Here is a 16411-nt window from a genome sequence, read left to right on the forward strand (position 1 = left end):
AAAAGTAAAAAAACGTAATGGACAGTAAATCTCTGCATTATTTTATCAATGCAGATAACCCCCATTTATTTCCGTCATCATTAATGACCGCGAAGTCTATCTTATTATTTATGGCAACAGGAGCACTAATTGTGAAAATAGCTCTCTCCTCATCAGGTCCAATCACAAATCCATTAGATGAATAGTTTTCCATAACTAAATCCGAAAGAGTGATATTCCATTTTGTTTTGTTAATGACATAAACATTATCTAACTTTCTAATAAAAAACAGCATATTCATGTGGTCAATATTTAAATCAGAAATCCCCTCAGGACGCCACAGTACTTTCAACTGGGTTCTTAGGGCCAAACGCACTTTTTCTGCGTTTGATGCGGCACTCACCTCGGGTGGAATCTGATAGATATTGAGCCAGAACAGCGACTCACGGTCCGTTGCCAGTCCCGCCCCCGTTCCCAGCAAACGGATCTCCCGCTGCTCGCCTGGCAAAAGCTTTAGCATCGGCGGCAATACCACAAACGCAGGATGCGCGTTATCCGGCGTGGAGTATGGGTTGCCGTCATCAATCCAGCTTTGAACCAGCATTGGCGTGTCACCGTCATTCACCAGTTTTACAGACTTTTGCTGGACGCCATTTTCAAAGATAACCCGCGTGGTGTTAACATTCACGGCGGCCTGCACCGGGTGAATGAGCAATAACAGGCTACTGAATACGCAGCAAAATTTGCGCACGTGCCTGATAGCGCCCGGCAGACACCGGCTCGGAGCCAAAACGCGCCAGTCTGGCTTCAAATGTCTCATCATAGTAATTAATACCGTCCCGTGTTTCCGTCAGTTGCTGGCTTCCCGCCAGCACCGGTGTCCAGCCGCCCGCCGTGCCAGTGCCCGCGATGCTTGAGGACAGAAAGTTCATCGCCTGGCCTGCGCGAAAGATCCTCACGCCTACCCCTTTTGCATGGCCTGCCGCGCCATAGTTTTCATCCAGAAGCCAGGTCACAGCACTGCCGCTGGTCAGCCCAAATCCTTGCGCCGCCGCCACGCTGCTGTCACTGGCCAAAAAGCCCAGTGCCACCTGTCCTTTGTTGGCCGTTACGCCTGAGACCACCGTTGACTCGCAGGCAAACGCCAACTGGAACGGTGAAGAGACAGATTCCCCACGGGTCAGCGCGGCGGCCGTCACCGGTGGAAACACCACAACGGGCGTGAACTGGGTGACCTGGCACATGGCCAATCGCTTAACCGCAATGTTGTTGCCATACAGGCTGATGACCGACGGCCAGTCGTTGGCCCAACCCGCCCAGTTCCCGTTGCGATGTGCCTGCCCGATGTTAATGCCCCAGGAGGTCGTCCCCGGCCCTCGGAACACCACGTAGGCATTCGGGTTGACGAACACGTTGTAGTTATAAGGGGCGTCCACGGCGTAATAGCGCGTATCTGCAGTCTTAATAAGCTCTGCGCTGATTGCCGAGAAATTCTTGGCCTTAATCAGAAAATTACCGTTGCTGTCGGTATCCAGATTTTCCAGCGGGCGCTGCTGCCAGACGTCAGTGAAGTAAGTGCCGCTGGCTTCATGCGTGAGTCGCAATGCCACGTTTTTAATCTTGGTCAGATATGCGCCAGGCACGTCGGTACTCTCCATCCAGCCTGCGTGCAGGTCATCGCCATTGGTCGACCAGGCTTCGAACAACTGCCCGGCAGTGTCCGACGTGCAGCGAAAGAACACCTGCTCCGGATCGTAACCGCCGCCTTTGTGGGCGTAAGTGGTAAAGGGAATGCCTCCTGCCGAGGTCAGTACGGTGCCTGCGGGCTGAAAGCTGTTGTTGCTGGTCAAGTCCACCGACTTGCTTAAGCCGGGTAACAAACCGTTCCACGCATCGTTACCGCCACCGCTACGCCAGTCATTACCGATGCCATCCTTCTCCCCACTCAGACGGTGAGTGCCTTGCGCACCGCTCGTCCCGGATTTCCAGGGGTAAATAATGTATTCACAGGCCGCGAACGCCTGACCGCTGCACAGGCAGAGCGCAATAATTAAATATTTTTTCATGACGTTATCGTCCTTGCATGCAGTTCAGTGTGAGGGGGATGAGCGGCGCTTTAAGCTGTGCATCGGTCAGTGACCAGCGCAGCGCACAGCGATCCCCGACATGGAGCGTTCCGTCCCGATCGGCCACGCGCGCGTAGATCTGACTCCCCTGCCCGACCATCCCAATCACCTTACCCTGCGCATCCTTTACCTGTTCACCGGGGATCAATGTCGCTTTCCCGGTAACGGTAATCAGCAACGCATAGCCACGCAGAGTGGCAAAGGTCAGTTTTACCGCCGCCCCGGCTAAGGGGGCGACGCGCCGCTGGCTCTCCAGCAGTTCGGTCTGGTTATCCATGCCGGTGCCATCAAGTGAAATCGTGTTATAGCGATACGGGGTAAGCGAGGGTACCAACGCGAAACCTCCGCTGTTCACTTTGTTTCCCTGACTGCCGCTCACGTTGGCACCTGTCGCACCGGGCGCATTGACGAGCGCAAAGGTTTCTCCCAGCCACGGCCCAGCCACCACACCGTCACGGTGAATGACCAGTGCCCCACGCGCCCCCGCCGTCCACTGTTGATAATCCCGCGCATGGGCATAGCTCATATTGAGGTTGCCGAACGCATTCATCTGCTGGAGAGAGCCACTCCAGTCCGTCTGCGTCCCTCCCCCATCCCGGCTACGCTGCCAGCCGCTGGAGACGGCGTAATTAAGGGTTTCTTTCTCATTCAGTGCCCCGGCGAGCGACAGTTGCGAACTCGTACCGCTTCGTTTTGCCTGACTGGCGGAAAACGATGCGTAGTGCTCACGCTGGCCAAAACTGAGCGGCACCGACAGTGTCAGGGTGGCGATATTCTCCTTTTGCCCCTGCTTTTTCATACCGTTGTCGATACCGCTGCGCTGGCGGGACCAGCTCTCCTGCCTGCTCAGCGCAAAATTGATGCTCACCCTGCCCAACGTGGTGCCATAACCCATCTGTAGCTGGGTGTTACGCCCCCGGTTGTCGTAATAGTCCATTACTGACCCGGAGACCCAGAGGTTGCCGTAGTCGCCAAGCGTCTGGTTGACGGTCAACGTGAACTGGTTTCGCTGGTTCAGAGAGTCAGAGCGCCAGACGTTTCCCCGTTTCAGCGCGCTGCGCTGACCGAGCACATCGCCAAAATCACGATACCCTTGTGTCGAGTAGCGGTAGCCCGCCAGCGCGACATGCGTTTGGGTCGGCAAAAAGGTCTTGCTCCACTGGCTCTGTAACCGCCAGCCACGCAGTTGTTCATCGCCAATCCGGCTTTGCGAAAAGGTGGTATCCAGACCAAACGCCCCCAGATCGGTCGACAGCACCCCACCTGCGACCAGCGCCTGATAATCCTCACCAAAGCGCGCACCACCGTTTGCCGTCAGGGCGTTTGCGATACCGCGTTCCAGCGTGACGTCAGCAAACGCGTTATTAACAGCAGCATAATCTCTGGCCCGTCCAAGGGTCGCACTGTAGCGCCAGACGCCAGGGCGCAGCGCCAGCGGGACACTGGCCCAGGGGACGCTAAATCCGCTGACCTGACCGTCGGCCCCGGTGACCTCGACCTGCAGATCGCCGTTCCACGAGGAGTCAGGCAGGTCGTCAATCACAAACGGTCCTTCCGGCACGCTGGTTTCATACAACGTGCGACCATTCTGCTTGATAACCACCCGTGACGGTGTGCGGGCCGTGCCGCGCACTTCTGGCGCGTAGCCTCGTCGCGACTGCGGCCACATTCGTTGATCCGTTGCCAGCCGGGCACCGGTAAACGCCACGCTGCCGAGCAGATTGCCACCGGTGTAACTCTCCCCGACAGTCAGCATACTTTCCAGCCGGGCAATCGGGCGCTGCACCCAGCTTTGCAGGTTATCCCACTGCTGACGGCTTTCACCGTTGTAGCGACGCCAGCTTGCCGACGACTGCTGTCGTACCTGCCAGGCCCCAATGTTGATGCCCGAAGTCAGCCCCAGCCAGGCATAATCACTGTTTCGCCCGCCGTTATCATTGCGGTAGTAGTGCGTGTTGTAATTGGTAAACAGCAGGCTTTCACCACTGTCCCATCGCTCTGGTGCCACATAGTCCCGTGGGGTGCGCTTTAATAGCGCCTGCGGCACGCTGATGTCCAGGCGCAATGTCGCCTGGTCAAAATGCCAGTCGCCGCCAGACACGCGCGCTGCCGGGCTAAAACAGTCTGCCTGCGTCTTCAGCTCAACCGTCACCCCTTGCTCCTGCCAAAACGTTTCCGGCAGACAGGGCTGTACCTCACCCTCCGTGCGTTGCGAAAACAGGACATCACGCTGCCCGATAAATTTGCCGTTCAGCCAAACATCAGCACTGTATTGCCCGGGCAGAACGTTGTTTGTCTCATTCAGGCGCGCAATGCCGTCGCCATAACCGCTACCCAGCAGTAATGTCTCGTCGAAGATGTAATCGGCTGCCTGAGCAGGCAGTACACAGAGCCCACCCAGCACTGCGCTTACTACCTTCAACCGCTTCATTCTTGTACTGGCGTACCGTTCAGGGAGGCCCCCTGATCGTTAAGCCAGCTCATCGTGGCAGTGTTTACAACACTGAGCGTTGCAGGCCAGGAGACCGTTGACCAGGGCGCGATGGTTTCCCCCATCACAACCTGCTGTTTGCCGCCGCCACTGACCGCCAGTCGCGACATCGACAGGTAGTAACCGCTGTCGTTACGCAACCACAGTCGTCCTTTACTGAGCCCTACATAGGTGGTTTTTGCCATCTCCTGCGGCGAGCCCACCAGCCCTGACGGACGATAGAGAACCTTCACCCGGTTTCGCATCATCACCAGCAGTTGGTTAGCCTGTTTTTCACGATCAGAAACGGGAGGGATCTGCATAAAATTGAGCCACCACAGTGATTCCCTGTCCGTCGGCGCAGTTTGCCCGGTGTAACGCAGGCGAACTGTCTGACCCGTCTTAGCGGCCAGACGAAAGAGCGGTGGTGTGGCAAAAAACGGAGCCGTTGCCGTCTGCGGCGTCGCGTTGATATCACCATCGTCGAGCCATACCTGCACCGCGGCAGGCCAGCTGTCATTGTTGGTCAACTGGACGCTGACCTCTTTCGCGCTTGCCGGGTACACCACCCGGCTGCCTGTCATCACGACACTGGACTGTGCAGCCGTGCACAGCAGCATCCCTGCTATCCCAGCAAGCATCCTGTTCATTGCCGTGCCGCCTGTCAGAGATACGTGATGGCGTACTGCACGGAACCCAGCACCGTACCGGCGGTAGCGCTGCCCGTCGGGCTGAAATACTGCACCGCAAAGTCGTGTTCACCGGAGGTCTGGCCTGCCGGAACCGTCACCCCGGCAATTGCAGTGGAAGTGCGCAGATCAACAGGCGTGGTTCCCGCCGCATCGGTCAACAGTTGCAATTCGACATTGGTGGCCGAACCGGTATTTTGCAGATTGCCCGTAGCACTGACGTTGTTGCCCACAAAAAGCGTTTTTACATCCAGCGCACCGGAGGTGACTGCACACCCGGTCACGCCCAGCGTGAAAGTGGTTAATCCTGCAGAAGAGCTGGCGCTGGCAAGCTGGGTTTTAGAAACAGTGGGCAACAGAACAACAGGACGCGCCGTCACACCGTTAATAGTGACCTCGCAGGTCTGTTCACTCACTTCACCTTTAAACGTAATGGTATTTGTAGAGTCTGCTAATGCACTCTGACTCAGAATGCATGCAGCGATGCCGGTAAAACAGGCTATTTTATGACGAGGGATGAAAGACATTTTTATATTTCCTTTATTTGTACGTTCCTGAAGCCTGAAGATAAATCATCGAAATTACCTGACGATTTCCGGCAGTTTAGGAATTATCCGCACGAATAAAAGGTTTATTTTCTGAGCATAGATCTTGTGTATCTTAAATAAGATTTAAGATCTTATTTTCGTGCATTAACCTATTGATATAGAGCAAATTAAGACAAACAACCTCACTATAAGGCGATGAAAATTATTTCTCTTAATCGCAGCAATAAAGAGTGGGAGGTGTAAAAAGAAGTGAGAAAAGAAATAATGAGCTTATTAATGATTAAGAACATTCCCTCCCCCACCCAGGAGAGGGAATCACGCTTTTAGGCGATGGTTACTTTATTATTCAGATAAACATCCTGAACTGCATTAATTAATTTCACACCATCGGACATGGATTTTTTAAACGCTTTGCGTCCCAGAATTAATCCCATGCCACCTGCGCGCTTATTGATAACCGCGGTACGTACCGCATCGCTCAGATCGTTTTCTCCACCCGCAGCACCTCCGGAGTTAATTAAGCCCGCACGCCCCATGTAGCAGTTCGCCAGCTGATAGCGCACCAGGTCAATCGGGTTGTCGCTGGTCAGCTTGCTGTAGACTCTTTCATCGGTATAACCGAAGTTTACCGCTTTGTAGCCACCGTTATTTTCCGCCATTTTCTGCTTCACGATGTCCGCGCCGATAGTGGCGGCAATGTGGTTAGCCTGGCCGGTCAGATCCGCTGATACGTGATAATCGACGCCATCTTTCTTGAAAGCCGGGTTACGCAGATAAGCCCAGAGTACGGTCACCAGGCCCAACTCATGCGCACGCTCGAAGGCCGCTGAGATCTCTTCAATCTGCCGACGCGACTCTTCGGAACCAAAATAGATGGTTGCACCGACCGCAACCGCCCCCATATTGAACGCCTGCTCAACGCTGGCGTACAGCGTCTGATCGTATTCAGTGGGGTAACTCAGGGTTTCGTTGTGGTTCAGTTTGATGAGGAACGGAATGCGGTGCGCATAGCGGCGTGAGACTGACGCCAGTACGCCATAGGTCGAGGCCACACAGTTGCAGCCCGCTTCAATGGCCAGCTCAACAATGTTCTTCGGATCAAAATAGAGTGGATTGGCAGCAAACGACGCCCCGGCTGAGTGTTCAATACCCTGGTCCACCGGCAGAATCGACAGGTAACCCGTTTTCGCGAGCCGTCCGGTGTTGTACAGCGTCTGCATATTACGTAACACCGCTGGCGGGCGGTTGTTATCCATCATGACACGAGTGACGTAATCCTCTCCCGGCAGGTAAAGCTGGTCCGCCGCGATGGTGGTGCAACGATGTTGTAAAAGGGTGTCGGCATCTTTGCCAAGCAACTGCGCAATATCAGTCATCTTTTAGCTCCCGTAAGCTTCGCACACCGGCGAAGATGGTTGTCCTGACCCGATAAATGGGCAGACTAAGCCTGGTACTCACGGTCAAATTTTGCCACCATCACACCTTTTTTAAGCATTTTCTGCTGGCACGTTTCGGGTTTCCGTCACTGCGTTTTATCTCGCCTAAAGAGCGATCAGAGGAGTTGGACTTCACCTGTACTCACTTTTCCAGGCACCCTGCGAGAAGTCGGCATGCTCGAGTTGTTCAAACCTCTGTAAAACGGCATCTTCATCCCCGTCATTGACGCTTTGCAACGAAATTGAAATGCCCAAAAGCGCTTTTGCAACCAGGGAAACCCCACATTCTGATGCCAGCTATCCCAGACCTTTGCCAACCTGTTTTGCTGCCGCACTGATGTGAGAAAATTAAGAATTCGGCATGACTCTTTTATGTCCGGGAGCCAAAGGTTAATTATTTATCATTAATATTAATAGGTTATGTAAAATATCAATTTTTTTGCATCCGTTTTCCTTACTCATTCGTATTAACAGATGAGGGCACATCAGCCCTGTCTGAAACGTAAATGAGGGAAGTGAAAATGAAACAACTCCTGCCAACTCTGTTTATTTCTGCTCTTGTTTTCAATGGTGCCGCTCAGGCGGCAATGATGGACAGCAACACCGTGATGGTCGGCGGCGCAGCAATGTATCCATCTAAAAATATCGTACAAAACGCTGTGAATTCTAAAGATCACACTACCCTGGTCGCAGCAGTCAAAGCCGCCGGACTTGTTCCTACGCTTGAAGGAAACGGACCCTTTACTGTTTTTGCTCCCACAAATACCGCATTCGAAAAACTCCCTCCAGGCACGGTGGATTCTCTGCTTAAACCTGAAAATAAACAAAAACTCACCAGCGTGCTGACCTACCACGTGGTTTCCGGCAAGCTGGATATGAAAACGCTGGAGAAAAAAATAAAAGCGGGCGGCGGAAAAGCTGAGTTAAAAACCGTCAATGGTGAAGCTTTGTGGGTGATGGCAAACGGCCCTCACAATATTCAACTCAAAGATGCTCGCGGCAATATCGCCAATATCACCACCTATGATGTGAACCAGAGTAACGGCGTTATTGATGTCATTGATACTGTGCTGATGCCGTAGAGGGCTGCCTATACTGTGTGTAGCCACTGATTGTGTGGCTACACTTTTTACAGGGAATCAGATGACAACTAATGCCCCGCATATTCATGCCGGACTAATGAATCAAATAGCCGGTGGTGATAAAGATGCCCTCGCACAGCTCTATCGCGTGCTCTCTCCAAGACTTTTTGGCATTATTTTACGCATGGTAAGACGCCGGGACTGGGCTGAGGAGATCCTTCACGATACCTTCATTCAAATCTGGCAATCGGCTATGTATTACGACGAGCAACGTAGCGAGCCACACATCTGGCTCAGCCATATCGCCAGAAATCGCGCCATTGATTATCTGCGAAAACACGAGAATCGTTGTTGCTCCGTGGAGGAGATCAGTGAGGCTGAAGCGGGTTTTCAGGCTCATCTTCCCACTGATGATATTCATCAGGAAGCTCGTCGTCTTCAGCACTGTATGGCGCATTTGCCTTCCGAACAACGGCAAAGCATCGCGCTAGCCTATTATCGCGGCCTGTCACAAACCGAGATTGCGCTCTCTATGAGCCAACCGGAAGGCACCGTAAAAAGCTGGATCCGCCGCGCATTGATACATCTCAGAGAGTGTATTGGCTTATGAGTACTCAGGAAAAAGATACGCTGTCTGCGGTGGAATATGTGCTCGGACTTATCGACAATCAGACCCGTCAGCAATTGGATAAACGCCTTAACGAAGACGCAGAATTTGCGGCCGAGGTTCTGCACTGGCAAAAAGCGTTTAGTGGCATTGATGTGGCAACCCACGATGTCACGCCCTCATCCGAACTTTGGCAACAAATTGAGCATGATCTCAGACCGAATACTTCAGTCTCTGAGATCTCATCGGTCCGTCGGCACCCAATACTCTGGCTTGGCTGGGTACTGGCAGCAGCAATGGCCAGTGTTGTTATTTTCACGCATGTGATAAAACCCGATTTTTCTGATGAGCTACAGCCAATTGCCATCCTCAGCGGTACCCAAACGAATACGCAATTTGTGGTGAGTCTGGATAAATCAGCATCAATAATTAAGGTTTCCGGGCTGAACGTCACACTGCCGGAGAATAAAAACTTGCAGCTCTGGATGATTAAAGGCAGTGCCTCGCCGCATTCACTGGGACTTATCATTCATCGCGATAGCAATACCTTTCAGCTACCTTCTGGAGCACTGGATAATCAGACTTTACTGGCAATAAGCCTGGAGCCTGTTGGCGGCTCTCAACAAACTGGACCGTCCGGACCCGTAATTTTCCAGGGTAAAGTTAGTTCACTCTGATATTTCCTAAGTAAACACCGTCCGCTTCTGAGGCATTGCTGCAGTTCTTTTTTTAATACTTTCTGGGTTTGTATAAAAAGCATTTTATAAATCTTTTCGTGTGACAGATGCGTTTCCTGATTATCCGGATAATAGCGTTGCATCGACCCATTGAACTCACAGCACGAAGCAGTCGGTTTCGCCTTCCAGACTAGAGATTTAATTATTTAAGAACCTGCTCAACTTTTTTAGACTCATGCCCTACAATCGCTTTCTCATCTTTCAACTTGTCGGGCCGAAAGATTAGCAACGTTCAGGTTTAGAAAAGCGTAAAACAAGCAAAATACATAATGCATGAAGACAAGAGACAGGCATGACTGCATATTCAAACTCTGATGCGGCAAGGGACTTACGCCCGGTCTTAGACAAGGCGCCCACTGGCGCTGTGAACGGTGAATGGTTCTTTATTACGGAACAAGCGGGTTTCTCCTCGCAAACAGGAGGATACATGTATGCTGACGGGAGTCACGTTGCTACGGGTGACCATGCTTTTCAAAGTGTCCGCAACGTTGTCGATAAACTCGAAGCATCACGGATCCCCCCCTTTAATAAAGTCATTGTTCGCTGGACAAAGTCTAAAATACCGTTAATGCGTGGGCGAGTTTTGGTTGACACAGTATTCGATGAGACACTTGTGCCTCGCGGTCCTCAGAGTGCTATGTATGAGGCTGCCGCAGTCGCAAGGCGAGCATTCTGGAAAAGGTATGGCGACGTGTCAGATAGCTTTATTATTGAACGAGATGACGCAAACGTACACAATCAGACGAAATGGTTCGGGCCCCATCGCCGGATACTCAGCACCAAAAGCAGCACCAAATTAACACTGGCCACCGATGGTCTCTCGACGCCCTGGGCCGGCGTTACAGCCCCGGAAAACGGCGTAGAATGCGAACTTTTCATGGATATAAATGCTTCGGAGAATACCAGCCATCAGATTGATGACTGGGCTCATCTGTTAATTAGCCTGGGAGATCTCGTTGCCGACGGTTATCAGGTCGCTGCCGACGTTGAAAAATGTGGAGCCCTCCTGTTTTGCTCTCTTACGGACGACTATAAACCAATGACCCACATCATTCTCAGCCGTGATGGTCGTCAGATTGAGGGGCTGCCTTTCGGTTCAGTTCCGCTGATCCGTGTAACGCCTATAGCAGAGACAGAGATTGAACATCATGACCAATCCGATGAATGGGCATCAAATGCAGCAAGGCATGCACTCGCGGAACGGCAGAAAAAAACGTAGATAATTATCACATCGTTATTCACGCCCCCTGGAGGGCAGAGTGATCCGGTCACCTTTCTTAAGGAAGGGATGCGACCACTAACCACAATGTGCTGATTGCGCACCTGTATTGCAAGTGACCTATAATGTTTGATAAAAACGAATAATTGATTTCTTTAACAAAGAAAACGTCCATGATTTCAAGCCAATCTTTCACAGTTCCTTTCCAGGATAATACTATTTGTGCTGAAAGGACTTTTGGGCCTAATGGGCATGTCTTGATGCTTCATGGAGGTGGTAAAGATAGAAAGATATTTTATAAATATCGCGTACTTATGGATAAGCTGGGCTTTGGAACGACGCTATTCGACTTTTTAGGTCATGGTGAAACTGGCGGCGATATGCATGTGTCCTCACTTTATAGTCGAACTATTCAAGCCAGGGCGGTTATTGCTCTTCAGGATCAACCTCTGACAGCGTGTATGGGCGTTAGTATGGGAGCCTATAATGCTCTTCAGCTGAGTCAGGTGATTGACCTGAAATCCCTAATCCTCATGGTTCCAGGCGTATATTCAGCTTCAGGCTATAAGGTTAAATTTGGGCCTGATTTTTCTGAAATTATACGTAAATCCCGAAGCTGGGAAGAAACAGATGCCTGGTCGATGATCGCAGAATTCAGCGGGAATTTGCTCGTTATTGCCGCAGGAGATGACGCAATCATTCCCTCAGAAATACCGGAAAAGCTCGTTTCTTCTGCATGCTGCGCTTCTAACAAGGAACTTATAACTATTTCCGGGGCTGGCCATAATAACATTTGGGAAAACTTAATGCGTTCACCAGCATTATATGAAAAAGTGCTTTCTGCACTTGATCGATGTTTGTCACATTAAATAAACTTTCCCTTACTTGATTCACATAACTTGATTTAGCCTCACACGTCCTGATGATTTTTCCTTCATTCCTGTAAGCATATTCTTTCCTTTTTGTTTGCTCACTGCCCGCATGAAAAAGCCCACTCCCGGGTGGGCCTGGAACAGATTATTTTCGTACAGACAGTGGATTGTGTCATACACTTAATCGAACATACCAGAGGGACAGAACTTGCCTTCCCATCCAACTCTCTTAGCGTTTGAATCCAGATCTTTTACCGATACGCTATCTCCGGAAAATTTCGCGCCAGTAACGATGATATCGTAATCATGATTCGGTTGAGAAATAAATCTCTCGGAGGTAGACCGTTCTGTATTTTGATAGTACCCAGCCTGAGTCCAATAATGAACTACCGTCACCAACTGCCCGGTTTGATAGTAAATGCATTTATGAAAATGCCCTTATTATTAGATGATTCGGGCATTCCAATTTTTTTATTTCCTATTCCGTTGTCGCACAGATGAACTGCTGTAATTCCGGGGAAACCCGTTCACTCAGTGCATTTGATGGTACAAGTGGAAATGCCACATACGTCGAGCCCTCTGCACCAAACATAGTGCCCGGGCCGCTCTGGTTTCCCTGTCTCCCGTATGTAAGATACTACTCAAAACAGTAATGATAACTATTTGCATTAATGTGGTATGTTGAATGCGCAAATAACAAGACCTACTTCTCATGGCGGAAGGTAAGACTCATCGCGTGGGGACTAATCTGTGGCTGCGTTGAGATGCAGCATCAATACAATTTATGGAGATATGATGAGAAGAATTTCAGTCCGTTCAGTGCTGTTGGCCTCCACTATTGCGATGTCAACTGCCACAACGGCATACGCTGATAGCCAATGGGTAGCGGCTACCACTACCTTTCCTGGCAGTATCCGTGCCGGGTCACGGGACGTTCCTGTTCAGCCTGGAGATAAAACGGTTATAACGATTAAGAGCCTACAGGCGGGCGCGACCGTCACCATGCTGAATGGTGCGGAAGTCCTGACACCTAAGCCACTGATCGCCGACGAGAAGGGTAACCTCACCATTCCGCTGACCGTTCCGGCCGATGCCGCTACAGGCCTTCATCCACTCACTGTTATCACGCAAAATCCCGCGAGTGTTTCGCAGGTCATACTGAAATTGTCCCAGGTAGTTCCCCCAAAAAACACGGAAGCTTTCAGGCTGCAAACAACTCCCGTCGGTGAGCGGGCTTACCAGTCGGCAATTTCGGCAGACGGGAAGCTGTTCGTCACTTCTGCTCGCGGTCCGAAGGATGGTAGCCGCCTGATAAGGCTAAACGCCGGAACCCTGGCTGTCGAAGCGGAGGCTACGTTACCTAAAGACAAAAAGGGTGAGCAAATTGGTGTCTTCGGCGTCGGTATCGATAATGTCCATCATCATGTCTGGACGACGAACACCCTTGCCGAGACGGTGACCGTCTATGACGCCAAAACCCTTTCCGCAGTGAAAGTCTTTCCGGAAGGATCGGTCACTCATCCACGCGATGTGGTGATTGATGAAGCCCACAATCGGGCCTATGTCAGTGCCGCGTTAACCGGTTTTATCGAGGTCTATGACACCAAAACGCTGGAACATATCGGTCAGATGGAGTTCGTTGCAGATCGTGGGCGCGAGCCGTTTAACAGTACAGATCTTGCCCTCGACAGTGCGGGTGGGAAACTCTACGGCGTCAGCCGCGATACCCCTTGGCTGGGCTGGATTGATCTCAAGACAGGCAAGAGTACAACGGTAAAAATACCTCAGGCGCAAGGCGCAACCGACATCACTCGCGATCCGAAGACCGGTCGTCTTTACGTCGCTTCCCAGGAGACGAACAATGTCGTGGTTCTTGATGCGGACGGCAAAGTTCTCGCGGATACTTACATTGGTGCCGGGGGCGTATCTGTCGTCTGGGATCCAGTGACGTCGCAGGTTTTCGCCGCCACGCGTGCAGGCGGAACCGTTGCTGTTCTGGACAAGGACGGTAAACTGGCCGCTAATATCCCAATGGATGATACGCCGAACCACCTGACCGCCGGGCCTGATGGCGCCGTATATCTGGTGTCTATGTATGGTACGACCGGGGATAAAGCGCAAACAGGCTCAGTGACGAAAATCACCCCGAAAAAATAACGGCTTTAATCTGCTACGTTATTCACGGGCAGATCAGCCTGGTATTATGACTACCCCCCCAACCGCTTATGGGTTGGGGGGGTGTTCCCGTCATACCTGACCGATATTCATACCTTCTTACCCGAGGCAGGCTGACGTCTATCTCGACCCATAAACTCAAATTTTCAACACACACTCCGCGTTGCAATGTCTGCTGCACGAAGCTGCCCGATCGCAAGTCTCTAAGAGGCTGCTATGAGAGAGGAGCGTGCATTCATGTCGTGGAAAGCGCTTTCGTTTTCTCCCTCGGGACTTACTATCCTTTAGTGCCTTGTGTGGGCTATTGATCGAAATTACCTCCTATTTTCGTCAATTGGCAGAATCTCGGGCACTGCGTCAAATTTGCTACTGGTAACAATACTGAAGGGTATTAATTAGATGGGCTTATAATAGCTATCTTTTTATAGCAATTATCGAATGAATTGTTACTTGCTACGATTATTCACAATTACAGAAACGATGAACCAGAGAAGAGACGTGAACGGAGCCTGGCTGGTTATCCTTGCCCCAAATCCAAAGCAAAATGGAGAGCACTATGACAGATAATATTAAAGATAAAGTAATTGTGATAACCGGCGCATCAAGCGGAATGGGTGAAGCGGCGGCGCGATATCTTGCGAAGAAAGGGGCTCGTATCGTTCTTGCCGCTCGTCGTGCAGATCGCATTAACATGCTGGCTAAAAGCATCATCGATGATGGCGGTAACGCGATTGCCGTCGAGACAGACGTTACGCGTGCGGATGAGGTAAAGAAACTTGTAGATGCCGCTGTCAGCAAATGGGGAAGAATTGATGTCCTGATAAATAACGCGGGTGTTATGCCTCTTTCAGCGTTGGATCAGGCTAAAGTCAGCGAATGGGATATGATGATTGACGTCAATCTGCGCGGTGTACTGCACGGTATCGCAGCAGCTTTGCCACTGATGAAAGCACAAAAATCTGGCCATATCATCAACACCGCCTCCGTTGCAGGGCACTTGGTATTTCCAACATCAGCGGTCTACTCAGCAACTAAATTCGCGGTAAGAGCAGTGACAGAAGGTCTGCGTAAGGAAGCCAGCGCCTACAATGTACGGGCTACCATCATTTCTCCGGGGGCGGTTTCAACTGAACTGCTAGATCACATCAGTGATAAAGATGTTCAGGCTGCGAATCAGGATTACGTGGGAAAAGTAGGTATCCCTCCGGAATCTTACGCTCGAATGGTGGCATTTGCCATCAGCGAGCCTGAAGACGTTGGTGTCAACGAGATTATTTTCCGCCCAACCGCACAAGATCTCTGATCGTCCAGCGAAGCCCATCATCATGAGCAAAAGTGCACCCTGCCATAAGAGTACGTATCTGCACAACTCATTGAATCTATAACTAAAGTTTCGGGCCTGCTCATCGACTGGATACAGAAGAACGTCAAAAAATAGCCCGCCACAACTGCGTGGAGCGGGGCGAAATCTTTCCGCTCAGCTCCGCCAGTACTCCTTCAACGCTTTAAGTACTAGTGAAAAAGCAGGGGTTGGGTGCTTACGGTGTGGGTAGTAGAGGTGATATCCCGGAAGCACTGGGCACCAGTCCTGGAGTACCTGAATAAGCTTCCCCTGCCGGATGTCATCAACGACGCAGTCTTCCGGCAAACAGGTAATACCGCTTCCTGCACGCACCGCGTTCAACCTCAGTTCGAGATTATTGAAGGTAAGCTGTCCTTCGACTCTTACCCGCAATGATTCTCCATTTTGTTCAAACTCCCAGGGAAACAGACCACCATAGGTAGGCAATCGAAGGTTAATACAGTTGTGTTCCGTCAGATCATGAGGAGTTACGGGAACCGGATAACGGATAAAGTAGTCCGGAGAGGCAACGACAACCATTCTGATATCAGGGCTTATACGCAGCGCTATCATGTCCTTAGCGACCTGTTCACCCAACCTGACACCGGCGTCAAACCCGTCTGCTACAATATCACCCAGCGCGTCATCAACAGAAATTTCCACATTTACATCAGCATTATCCCGCAGCATCTGGCGCAGGGCTGGCTCAATGACAGCGGCTGCAGGATGAGAGGCTGCGGTGATCCGGACTGTACCGGTTGGCTTTTCCCTCATCCCCCGCAGAGAATTAAGTACCTCTGTGATCTCATTAAGTCTCGGTGCCAGATTACTGAGGAGATACTCGCCAGCATCCGTTGGCGATACGCTACGTGTGGTCCGACTCAACAGCCTTAGACCCAGCCGTGCTTCCAGATTACGGATGGTCTGACTCAGAGCTGACTGGGACACTCCCATTTGGGCAGCCGCCCGCGTAAAACTTTTCTCTTGGGCCACAAGAGCAAAAGCGGCCAGTTCGTTGAAATTTTCCATAATTAAGAAGTCTAGCTAATAGGCGTATGCAGATAATCACATCTAAATAATCAATTTGAAAGGCTTAAAATGTGACCTCGCTTAAGGCGTACCTGCCTTG

Annotated in this window: 14 protein-coding genes and 1 pseudogene; 7 read left to right on the forward strand and 8 right to left on the reverse strand. The window is 51.2% G+C overall.

Annotated features, from left to right (window positions below):
• Window positions 1-37: 37 nt before the first annotated feature.
• The 6 genes from AC5JPW_RS18045 to fbaB form a co-directional block, all read right to left on the reverse strand.
• Window positions 38-667 carry a fimbrial biogenesis chaperone gene (locus tag AC5JPW_RS18045; protein WP_494242506.1) on the reverse strand — a complete coding sequence of 210 codons (630 nt, stop codon included), beginning with the start codon at window positions 665-667 and terminating at the stop codon, window positions 38-40.
• Window positions 668-701: 34 nt separating this feature from the next.
• Window positions 702-2045, reverse strand: coding sequence for a fimbrial protein (locus AC5JPW_RS18050; RefSeq protein ID WP_494242507.1), 1344 nt, complete (start codon window positions 2043-2045; stop codon window positions 702-704).
• A 4-nt stretch (window positions 2046-2049) separates the two neighbouring features.
• Window positions 2050-4527 carry a fimbria/pilus outer membrane usher protein gene (locus tag AC5JPW_RS18055; RefSeq protein ID WP_494242508.1) on the reverse strand — a complete coding sequence of 826 codons (2478 nt, stop codon included), beginning with the start codon at window positions 4525-4527 and terminating at the stop codon, window positions 2050-2052.
• 5 nt (window positions 4528-4532) lie between these two features.
• The gene (locus AC5JPW_RS18060) at window positions 4533-5225 is read right to left on the reverse strand and encodes a fimbrial biogenesis chaperone (protein ID WP_494242509.1); all 693 of its coding nucleotides are present in this window, start codon (window positions 5223-5225) and stop codon (window positions 4533-4535) included.
• 14 nt (window positions 5226-5239) lie between these two features.
• Window positions 5240-5791 carry a fimbrial protein gene (locus AC5JPW_RS18065; RefSeq protein WP_494242510.1) on the reverse strand — a complete coding sequence of 184 codons (552 nt, stop codon included), beginning with the start codon at window positions 5789-5791 and terminating at the stop codon, window positions 5240-5242.
• Between the two features lie 344 nt (window positions 5792-6135).
• On the reverse strand, window positions 6136-7188 hold the full coding sequence (gene fbaB, locus AC5JPW_RS18070) for a class I fructose-bisphosphate aldolase (protein WP_494242511.1): 1053 nt from the start codon (window positions 7186-7188) through the stop codon (window positions 6136-6138).
• 581 nt (window positions 7189-7769) lie between these two features.
• On the opposite strand from fbaB, the gene AC5JPW_RS18075 reads away from it, so the two are divergent.
• The 3 genes from AC5JPW_RS18075 (at window position 7770) to AC5JPW_RS18085 (ending at window position 9614) form a co-directional block, all read left to right on the forward strand.
• Window positions 7770-8330, forward strand: coding sequence for a fasciclin domain-containing protein (locus AC5JPW_RS18075; RefSeq protein ID WP_494242512.1), 561 nt, complete (start codon window positions 7770-7772; stop codon window positions 8328-8330).
• A gap of 61 nt (window positions 8331-8391) precedes the next feature.
• The gene (locus AC5JPW_RS18080; protein ID WP_494242513.1) at window positions 8392-8940 is read left to right on the forward strand and encodes a sigma-70 family RNA polymerase sigma factor; all 549 of its coding nucleotides are present in this window, start codon (window positions 8392-8394) and stop codon (window positions 8938-8940) included.
• Entirely contained in the window at window positions 8937-9614 is a 678-nt protein-coding gene (locus tag AC5JPW_RS18085; protein ID WP_494242514.1) for an anti-sigma factor, read from the forward strand. Before AC5JPW_RS18080 ends, AC5JPW_RS18085 begins: the two co-directional genes overlap by 4 nt.
• Here the strand turns inward: AC5JPW_RS18085 and AC5JPW_RS18090 are convergent.
• Window positions 9602-9763: pseudogene (locus AC5JPW_RS18090) on the reverse strand (IS30 family transposase); the annotation flags it as partial. The gene AC5JPW_RS18085 and the pseudogene AC5JPW_RS18090 overlap by 13 nt on opposite strands.
• 203 nt (window positions 9764-9966) lie before the next feature.
• On the opposite strand from AC5JPW_RS18090, the gene AC5JPW_RS18095 reads away from it, so the two are divergent.
• The 4 genes from AC5JPW_RS18095 (at window position 9967) to AC5JPW_RS18110 (ending at window position 15243) form a co-directional block, all read left to right on the forward strand.
• Window positions 9967-10893, forward strand: coding sequence for a hypothetical protein (locus tag AC5JPW_RS18095; protein ID WP_494242515.1), 927 nt, complete (start codon window positions 9967-9969; stop codon window positions 10891-10893).
• 173 nt (window positions 10894-11066) lie between these two features.
• Window positions 11067-11762 (forward strand): alpha/beta hydrolase family protein, encoded by a 696-nt coding sequence (locus AC5JPW_RS18100; RefSeq protein ID WP_494242516.1) that lies wholly within the window; start codon window positions 11067-11069, stop codon window positions 11760-11762.
• A 798-nt stretch (window positions 11763-12560) separates the two neighbouring features.
• Complete coding sequence (locus AC5JPW_RS18105; protein WP_494242517.1) at window positions 12561-13922, forward strand: YncE family protein; 1362 nt, start codon at window positions 12561-12563, stop codon at window positions 13920-13922.
• 574 nt (window positions 13923-14496) lie between these two features.
• Window positions 14497-15243, forward strand: coding sequence for an SDR family oxidoreductase (locus AC5JPW_RS18110; RefSeq protein ID WP_494242518.1), 747 nt, complete (start codon window positions 14497-14499; stop codon window positions 15241-15243).
• A gap of 174 nt (window positions 15244-15417) precedes the next feature.
• Here AC5JPW_RS18110 and AC5JPW_RS18115 read toward each other — a convergent pair whose 3' ends face one another.
• Entirely contained in the window at window positions 15418-16311 is an 894-nt protein-coding gene (locus AC5JPW_RS18115) for a LysR family transcriptional regulator (protein WP_494242519.1), read from the reverse strand.
• Between the last annotated feature and the right edge of the window lie 100 nt (window positions 16312-16411).

Source organism: Phytobacter sp., from assembly GCF_059074235.1.